Source organism: Mesorhizobium sp. M7A.F.Ca.US.014.04.1.1, assembly GCF_003998745.1.
Taxonomy (GTDB): domain Bacteria; phylum Pseudomonadota; class Alphaproteobacteria; order Rhizobiales; family Rhizobiaceae; genus Mesorhizobium; species Mesorhizobium ciceri.
In genome coordinates this window covers 1-7783 of the sequence record NZ_RZRW01000271.1, presented here as the reverse complement: position 1 = coordinate 7783, position 7783 = coordinate 1, and the positions used below count along the sequence as shown (strand labels likewise).

Sequence of the window (7783 nt, the reverse complement as noted above, 5' to 3'; positions counted from 1 at the left end):
CCGCATTTCTTTTCCGACGCCAACTGGTCCTCATAGTGGACGCCGGCGGCGCCCGCCTCGATGAAGGCCTTCATGATTTCGAAGGCGTTGAGCGGCCCGCCGAAGCCAGCTTCGGCGTCGGCAACGATCGGCGCGAACCAGGTTTCGACCGAAAGCCCATTGCCTTCGGAGGTCTCGATCTGGTCGGCGCGCTGCAGCGTCCGGTTGATGCGCTTGACCAGTTCAGGCGCCGCATTGGCCGGGTAGAGCGACTGATCCGGATACATCGCGCCAGCCGTGTTGGCGTCGGCGGCAACCTGCCAGCCCGACAGGTAGATCGCCTTCAGCCCGGCGCGCACCTGCTGCATCGCCTGATTGCCGGACATGGCGCCGAGCGCGTTGACGAAGTCCTCCTCGTGGATGAGCTTCCACAGCCGATTGGCGCCCATTTCGGCAAGGCTCTGGCGGATCTGCACCGAACCGCGCAGACGCTTCACATCCGCCGCCGAGTAGGGTCGTTCGATACCGTCGAAGCGACCTTCCGGCGCCGATGGGACGAGGTTGTAAAAATCAGTCATTGGTCACTCCGAGGAATTGCTGATCTGTGTCAAGGCGTCAATCATTTGGGGGTAGTTGGGTATGACTGGATTTACATTTCTGCGCGAAATCAGCCACAAAAATCAGGTAAACTGAGAGGATATAAGAGAAAACCTGTGTTGCGTTTGACAGAAGTGCGTTGTAAATTTGTCATTATTGTAAAAGGCCCGTGCCCAGGAATTCGTGTAAATTGCTGTAAAGGACAGTCCATGGCTGACCAGAAGATCTTCGCCGGGCCGCGCATCCGCCGCATTCGCAACGCCAAGGGCCTGACCCAGACGGCGATGGCCGAGGGTCTCGGCATTTCGCCGTCCTACCTCAATCTGATCGAGCGCAACCAGCGGCCGCTGACGGTGCAGCTGATCCTCAGGCTGGCCTCCGTCTACAAGGTCGATCCACACGAGCTGCAGGGCGAGGCGAGGGGATCTGTCGCTGCCTTGAAGGAAGTGTTCACCGATCCCCTGCTGGTCGGCGAGTTGCCGGGTGATCAGGAACTGATCGAGCTTGCCGAGGCGGCGCCCAATGCGTCCGCGGCCGTGATAAAGCTGTTCCGCGCCTATCGCGAGCAGGCCGAGCGCCTGTCCGACCTCAACGAATTGCTGGCACGCGAGGGTCGGGCGACGGCGCTCTCCGGCGCCCGCCTGCCGATCGACGAGGTGCACGAGATTTTCGAGCGCCGGCCGAACCATTTTGCTGCCCTCGAGGAGGAGGCCGCGGCGTTCACCTCGGTGCTCGATCCCGGCGATGATCTGTTCGGCGCGCTGAAGGCCTGGCTGAAGCGCGAATATGGCATCGTGGTCAAGGTGCTGCCGGTCGCGACCATGCCGAACTGGCGCCGCCGTTACGATCGTCATTCGCAGCGCCTGTTCCTGTCCGAACGCCTGTCGCCGTTCGACCAGTTGCGCGAAGTCGCGATGGAGGCCTGCCTGATCCGCATGACGGTCGCGGTCGCCGGCGAGATCCAGGCGCTCAAGCTGAGCACCGACGAGGCGCGCCGCCTGGCCCGCTTCGAACTTGGCCGTTATGCGGCGCATGCGCTGATGATGCCCTATCAGGCCTTTCACGCGGCTGCCGTGCGCGCCCGCTATGACATCGATGTCCTGCGTTCGCGCTTCGGGGTCTCCTTCGAACAGGCGGCCAACCGGCTGACCATGCTGCAGCGGCAGGGTGCCTCGGGCGTGCCGTTTTTCATGCTGGAGGTCGACAATGCCGGCAACCGCTTCCGCAAGGCCGGCAGCCAGGGCTTTCCTCAAAGCCGCTTTGGCGGCGGCTGTCCCAAGCTGCCCGTGCATGTCGCCTTCACCCAGCCCGGCCAGGTCTTCGTCGAGGCAGTGGAAATGCCCGACGGCGCCGAGTTCCTGTGCATCGCCCGCACGCTGGAAGGGCCGCAAGGCGCATTCTCGGAACGCCCGCGCCGCACCGCGCTGCTGCTCGGTTGCGACATCGGCTTTCGTGACGATATCGTCTATGGCGCGGCATTGCCCGGTGCGGCAATCACCGCAAAGGCCGGCACCGTCGCGGCGACGCCGGTCGGGCCTGCTTGCCGGCTTTGCGAACGCGTCGGCTGCCTGGCGCGGGCAGAACCGCCGGTGACGCGCCCGCTCGGCCTCGACGAGATGGTGACGGGCCTGAGTGCTTTCGATTTTCAGTGACGCCGTGTTCTTCTGAAATGGAGGAAGGTGCCACAATTGTCGGCGGCCGCTGGCTCAGTTCCGGCCTGCGCCTTTGCGTTACGCCAACAGAGCATCTTTTTGTCGTCCCTTGCGCATCGTCCCGTCCACAAGAGCCCGACAGTGGCAGCCATGATCGATACCGCATCGCCGATCGTCGCATCGCCAGCCGTCTCGCCGCGCGAGGAGCGCGTCGGCATGCTTTTGGTCTTCCTGTCGGCGCTGATGTGGAGTTTCGGCGGCGCCATCGCCCGCTTCATCACTGTCGGTGACAGCTGGACGGTCATTTTCTGGCGATCCGTGTGGGCAGCCGCCTTCCTGGTCTGCTTCATGGTTTGGCGTGACGGCTGGCGTGGCATGCTGAAGCTGTTCCGTGACATGGGGTTGCCCGGCCTTGCCGTCGGGATCTGCTTTGCCACGGCATCGACCGCCTTCGTCGTGGCGCTCGCCTACACCACCGTCGCTAACATCCTTTTGATGCAGGCAGGCGTGCCGTTGCTGGCGGCGCTGTTTGCTTGGGCATTGTTTCGCGAAAGGGTTGGTGTCGCGACCTGGGTGGCAATCGCCGCCGTCATCACCGGCGTCGCCATCATGGTGTCGGAATCGCTCGATGGCGCCGTCTCGCCCATAGGCGATGGGCTGGCGCTGTTGATCGCGGTCATGTTTTCAGTCGCCACCGTCATCACCCGGCGGTTCTCCGGCGTGCGCATGACGCCGGCGACGTGCCTCGGCACCATGCTCGCGGCCGGCTTTGCCGTCTCGCAGGCATCGACCCTCACCGTATCTGTCAGTGACATGGGCTTTCTGTTTGCCTTCGGCGTGGTCAATCTCGGCCTCGGCCTGGCCTTCTTCGCCACCGGCGCGCGACTGATCCCGGCGGCCATCGCGGCGCTGCTCGGCACGTTCGAGCCGATCCTCGGCCCGATATGGGTCTGGCTCATTCATTCCGAGGTGCCGTCGGGGCGCACCATCATCGGCGGCGCGGTTGTGGTCACGGCGCTGCTCGTCCATATCGGGCTCGAATTCAAGCGCCAGGCAAGGCCCGAACGCGCAGGGGTCACCGGGGTGCCGTCACCTAATTGAAGCGGCCTGCAGCTTTGCCATTGACAACGTCGCTGCGGCACGGGCAGGCTGGGAATACGGCAACAACAAGACAGGCGTATCTTGCCAAGTCTCCCAGCCGGTCCGATCGGGACCGGACCATATCGTCGTATCTCTGCCCGCGCCATGGCGAAAGCCTCTGACGGTATTGGCACGCCTCCCAGGCCGCCTCAGGGGCATCCAACCATCTCATCGAACCGCCTGCATGGTCTCGGCAGTTCGCGCTTGTCGCCCCTTGGAAAGCTCAATAGTCTGAAGAAAATGCCGGTCGCGCTGATGTCGCGACGAGCCGGTGAAGGAACACTCATCAAAGGAGAATAGCATGATCCGCAAAGCGCTCTGGCTTTCGGCAACGTCGGCATTCCTGACATTTTTCACCGTCGGCGGTCACGCCGAAGATCGTGTCGTCAACGTCTTCAACTGGTCGGACTACATCGACAGTTCGATCATCGACGATTTCACCAAGGAAACCGGCATCAAGGTCGTCTATGATACCTTCGATTCCAACGAAATCCTTGAGACCAAGCTGCTTGCCGGCGGCAGCGGCTATGACGTCGTCGTGCCCAGCGGCAATTTCCTTGCGCGCCAGATCCAGGCCGGCGTGTTCCAGAAGCTCGACAAGTCGAAGCTGCCCAACATTTCCAACATGTGGGATACGGTTTCGGAACGCACGGCCAAGTACGACCCCGGCAACGAATACTCGGTCAACTACATGTGGGGCACGGTCGGCATCGGCTACAACATCAAGAAGGTGCAGGCGGCACTCGGCACCGACAAGATCGACAGCTGGGATGTCTTCTTCAACCCCGACAGCCTGGCCAAACTGAAGGACTGCGGCGTCTACGTGCTGGACTCGCCGGCCGACATCATTCCGGCTGCACTGAAATATCTCGGCCTCGACCCGAACAGCACATCGCCCGACGATATCGCCAAGGCCGAGGAGACCTTGCTCAAGGTCCGACCTTATATCAGGAAGTTCCATTCCTCCGAATACATCAACGCGCTCGCCAACGGCGATATCTGCCTGGCCGTCGGCTGGTCGGGTGACGTGTTCCAGGCCCGCAACCGCGCGGTCGAGGCCAAGCAGGGCGTCGAGATCGGCTATTCCGTGCCGAAGGAGGGTGCGCAGATGTGGTTCGACCAGATGGCGATCCCTGCCGACGCGCCGCATGTCGCGGAGGCGCTCGAGTTCATCAACTACATGATGAAGCCGGAAGTTATCGCCAAGTCGTCGAACTACGTGCTCTACGCAAACGGCAACAAGGCTTCGCAGCAATTCGTCGACAAGGCACTGTTGGAGGATCCCTCGGTTTATCCCGATGCCGAGACCATAAAGAAGCTCTACACCGTCTCGCCATACGATCCCAAGACCCAGCGCGTCATCACGCGCACCTGGACCAAGATCGTCACCGGCCAGTAAGCAATCCGACACGGTCCCGGCAGCCACCTGCCGGGACCGTTTTTACCTGGGGCAAGAAGCAAGAAAATCAGGACGGAGTGGGACATGAAATCGCTTGGCAGCATCCGCAGGGATTTTGCACCGTGGAACGACCCGAACGCCAAGCCGTACATCCAGTTCGACAACGTCACCAAGAAGTTCGGTGACTTCACCGCCGTCAACAATCTGTCTCTGACCATCTTCGAGCGCGAGTTCTTCGCGCTGCTCGGTGCTTCCGGTTGTGGAAAGTCGACGCTGCTCAGGATGCTCGCCGGCTTCGAGGAGCCGACAGCCGGCCGCATTCTGCTCGATGGCCAGGATCTGCGCGGCATCCCGCCCTACCGGCGGCCGGTCAACATGATGTTCCAGTCCTATGCGCTGTTCCCGCATATGACGGTCGAGAACAACATCGCCTTCGGCCTCAAGCAGGACGGCATGCCGAAGCCCGAAATCGCATCGCGCGTTGCCGAGATGCTGAAGCTGGTCAAGCTCGAGCAGTTCGCCAAGCGCAAGCCGCATCAACTGTCCGGCGGCCAGCGCCAGCGCGTCGCGCTCGCCCGCTCGGTCGCCAAGCGGCCGAAGGTGCTGCTGCTCGACGAGCCGCTCGGCGCGTTGGACAAGAAGCTGCGCGAAGAGACGCAGTTCGAACTGATGGACCTGCAGCAGAATCTCGGCCTGACCTTCGTCGTCGTCACCCACGACCAGGAAGAGGCGATGACCATGGCCGATCGCATCGCCATCATCGACAAGGGCGAGGTGATGCAGGTGGCAACGCCGGCCGAAGTTTACGAGGCGCCGGGATCGCGTTTCGTCGCTGGCTTCGTCGGCAACGTGAATATGTTCGAGGGCAAGATCGCGCGTGGCGAGGCGGGCAGCGCCTGCATAGACGCCGGCAACGGCATCACCATCCGCACCGACAATGCCGGCACCGCCGGGGCCGGGACGGCCGTCACCTTCGCCATCAGGCCCGAAAAGATCAAGGTGTCGTCGAAGAAGCCGGCCGAGGCCGTCAACGCCATCGAGGGCGAGGTCTACGACATCGCCTATCTCGGCGACATGACCGTCTATCATGTCAGGCTGGACGACGGCCAGGTGGTGCGCGCCAGCACCATGAACGCGGCCCGCATCACCGAGGATCCGTTGAGCTGGAACGACCGCGCCTGGGTTTCCTTCCGGCCCGACGCCGGCGTCGTGCTGACGCGGTAGGGGGCGACCATGTCGAGCGCCGCCGTCACCACAGCATCAGCCTCTCCGGCATCCAATGCCGGCAGATCCATCCTTGCCAGGCTGGGTGCTGCCTTCGTTGGCCGACTGGTCATCATCATCCCGTATGTCTGGCTGCTGTTCTTCTTCCTCATTCCGTTCGTCATCGTCTTCAAGATCTCGCTGTCGCAGACGGCGATCGCCATTCCGCCCTATACGCCGGCGCTCGATTTCAGCGGCGGTATCTCAGGGTTCCTGGCTCAGCTGAAACAGCTCAGCCTCGACAACTACACCTGGCTGACGCAGGACGCGCTCTACTTCAACGCCTATGTGACCAGCGTCATCATCGCCGCGGTCTCGACGGTCCTGACATTGCTCGTCGGCTACCCCATCGCCTACGGCATGGCGCGCGCGCCGGCGACGATCCGCCCGACCTTGCTGATGCTGGTCATCCTGCCGTTCTGGACCTCGTTCCTGATCCGCGTCTACGCCTGGATCGGCATTCTCAAGCCCGAAGGGCTGCTCAATCAGCTGCTGCTCGCCACCGGCATCATCCACCAGCCGCTGATCATCCTCAACACCTATACGGCGATCTTCATCGGCATCGTCTATTCCTACCTGCCGTTCATGGTGCTGCCGCTCTATTCCGCTCTCGAGAAGATGGACTATTCGCTGATCGAGGCGGCCAAGGATCTCGGTTGCCCGCCGACCAGTGCGTTCTGGAAAATCACCTTCCCGCTGTCGCTGCCCGGCGTCATCGCCGGTTGTCTGCTGGTGTTCATTCCGGCTGTCGGCGAATTCGTCATTCCCGATCTGCTCGGCGGATCGCAGACGCTGATGATCGGCAAGACGTTGTGGAACGAGTTCTTCGCCAATCGCGACTGGCCGGTATCGTCGGCCGTGGCCGTCATCCTGCTGTTGCTGCTGATCGTGCCGATCATGCTCTTCCAGCGGGCTCAGGCGCGCGCTCAGGAAATGGACAGGTGACCTCATGAACGCCACCTGGAGCCGCTTCAACATCACCTCGATCGTGCTTGGCTTTGCCTTTCTCTACCTGCCGATCGTGCTGCTCATCGTCTTCTCGTTCAACGAATCGAAACTGGTCACGGTCTGGGGCGGTTTCTCGACCAAATGGTACGTCTCGCTGTTCCACAACCAGGGTCTCATGGACGCGACCTGGGTGACGGCGCGTGTTGGCCTGATCTCGGCCACGGTTGCGACGGTGCTGGGCACGCTGGCGGCACTCACCTTGACCCGCTACACGCGCTTCAAGGGCAGGGTGCTGTTTTCCGGCATGGTCTTTGCGCCGCTGGTCATGCCGGAAGTCATCACCGGCCTGTCGCTGCTGCTGCTCTTCGTCGCCGTCGGGCTCGACCGCGGCTTCCTCACCGTGACGCTCGCCCACATCACGCTGACCATGTGCTTCGTCGCCGTGGTCGTGCAGTCGCGGCTCATGACTTTCGACCGCTCGCTGGAGGAAGCCGCGATGGATCTTGGCGCCACGCCGGTGAAGACCTTCTTCCAGATCACATTGCCGGTCATCATGCCGGCGATCGTCTCCGGCTGGATGCTGGCTTTCACCCTTTCGCTCGACGATCTGGTCATTGCCAGCTTCACCTCGGGGCCGGGCGCGACGACGCTGCCGATGAAGATCTACAGCCAGGTTCGCCTCGGCGTGACGCCGGAAATCAACGCCGCCTGCACCATCCTGATCGCCGTCGTGGCGATCGGCGTCATCATCGCCTCGCTTGCCAACAAGCGGCGGGTGGTGAAGCGCCATCTCGCCGCGCAGGCC

General features: G+C 62.5%; 7 protein-coding genes. 6 read left to right on the top strand and 1 reads right to left on the bottom strand.

Going from position 1 to position 7783, the window contains the following annotated elements:
* Nucleotides 1-557 (bottom strand): isocitrate lyase/phosphoenolpyruvate mutase family protein (locus EOA22_RS18480; RefSeq protein ID WP_206521299.1); only part of this gene is annotated, 557 nt, incomplete at its 3' end.
* A 228-nt stretch (nucleotides 558-785) separates the two neighbouring features.
* Between EOA22_RS18480 and EOA22_RS18475 the strand changes: the two genes are divergently transcribed.
* The 6 genes from EOA22_RS18475 to EOA22_RS18450 form a co-directional block, all read left to right on the top strand.
* Complete coding sequence (locus EOA22_RS18475) at nucleotides 786-2228, top strand: XRE family transcriptional regulator (RefSeq protein ID WP_013530246.1); 1443 nt, start codon at nucleotides 786-788, stop codon at nucleotides 2226-2228.
* Between the two features lie 150 nt (nucleotides 2229-2378).
* Entirely contained in the window at nucleotides 2379-3329 is a 951-nt protein-coding gene (locus tag EOA22_RS18470) for a DMT family transporter (RefSeq protein ID WP_063170073.1), read from the top strand.
* 340 nt (nucleotides 3330-3669) lie between these two features.
* Nucleotides 3670-4767, top strand: a complete 1098-nt coding sequence (locus EOA22_RS18465) for a polyamine ABC transporter substrate-binding protein (protein ID WP_013530248.1) — start codon at nucleotides 3670-3672, stop codon at nucleotides 4765-4767.
* Nucleotides 4768-4851: 84 nt separating this feature from the next.
* Nucleotides 4852-5991, top strand: coding sequence for an ABC transporter ATP-binding protein (locus EOA22_RS18460; RefSeq protein WP_063170074.1), 1140 nt, complete (start codon nucleotides 4852-4854; stop codon nucleotides 5989-5991).
* Between the two features lie 9 nt (nucleotides 5992-6000).
* Nucleotides 6001-6975 (top strand): ABC transporter permease subunit, encoded by a 975-nt coding sequence (locus tag EOA22_RS18455; protein ID WP_063170075.1) that lies wholly within the window; start codon nucleotides 6001-6003, stop codon nucleotides 6973-6975.
* Between the two features lie 4 nt (nucleotides 6976-6979).
* Nucleotides 6980-7783, top strand: an 804-nt coding sequence (locus EOA22_RS18450) for an ABC transporter permease subunit (protein WP_127390129.1), incomplete at its 3' end; no start/stop codon positions are given.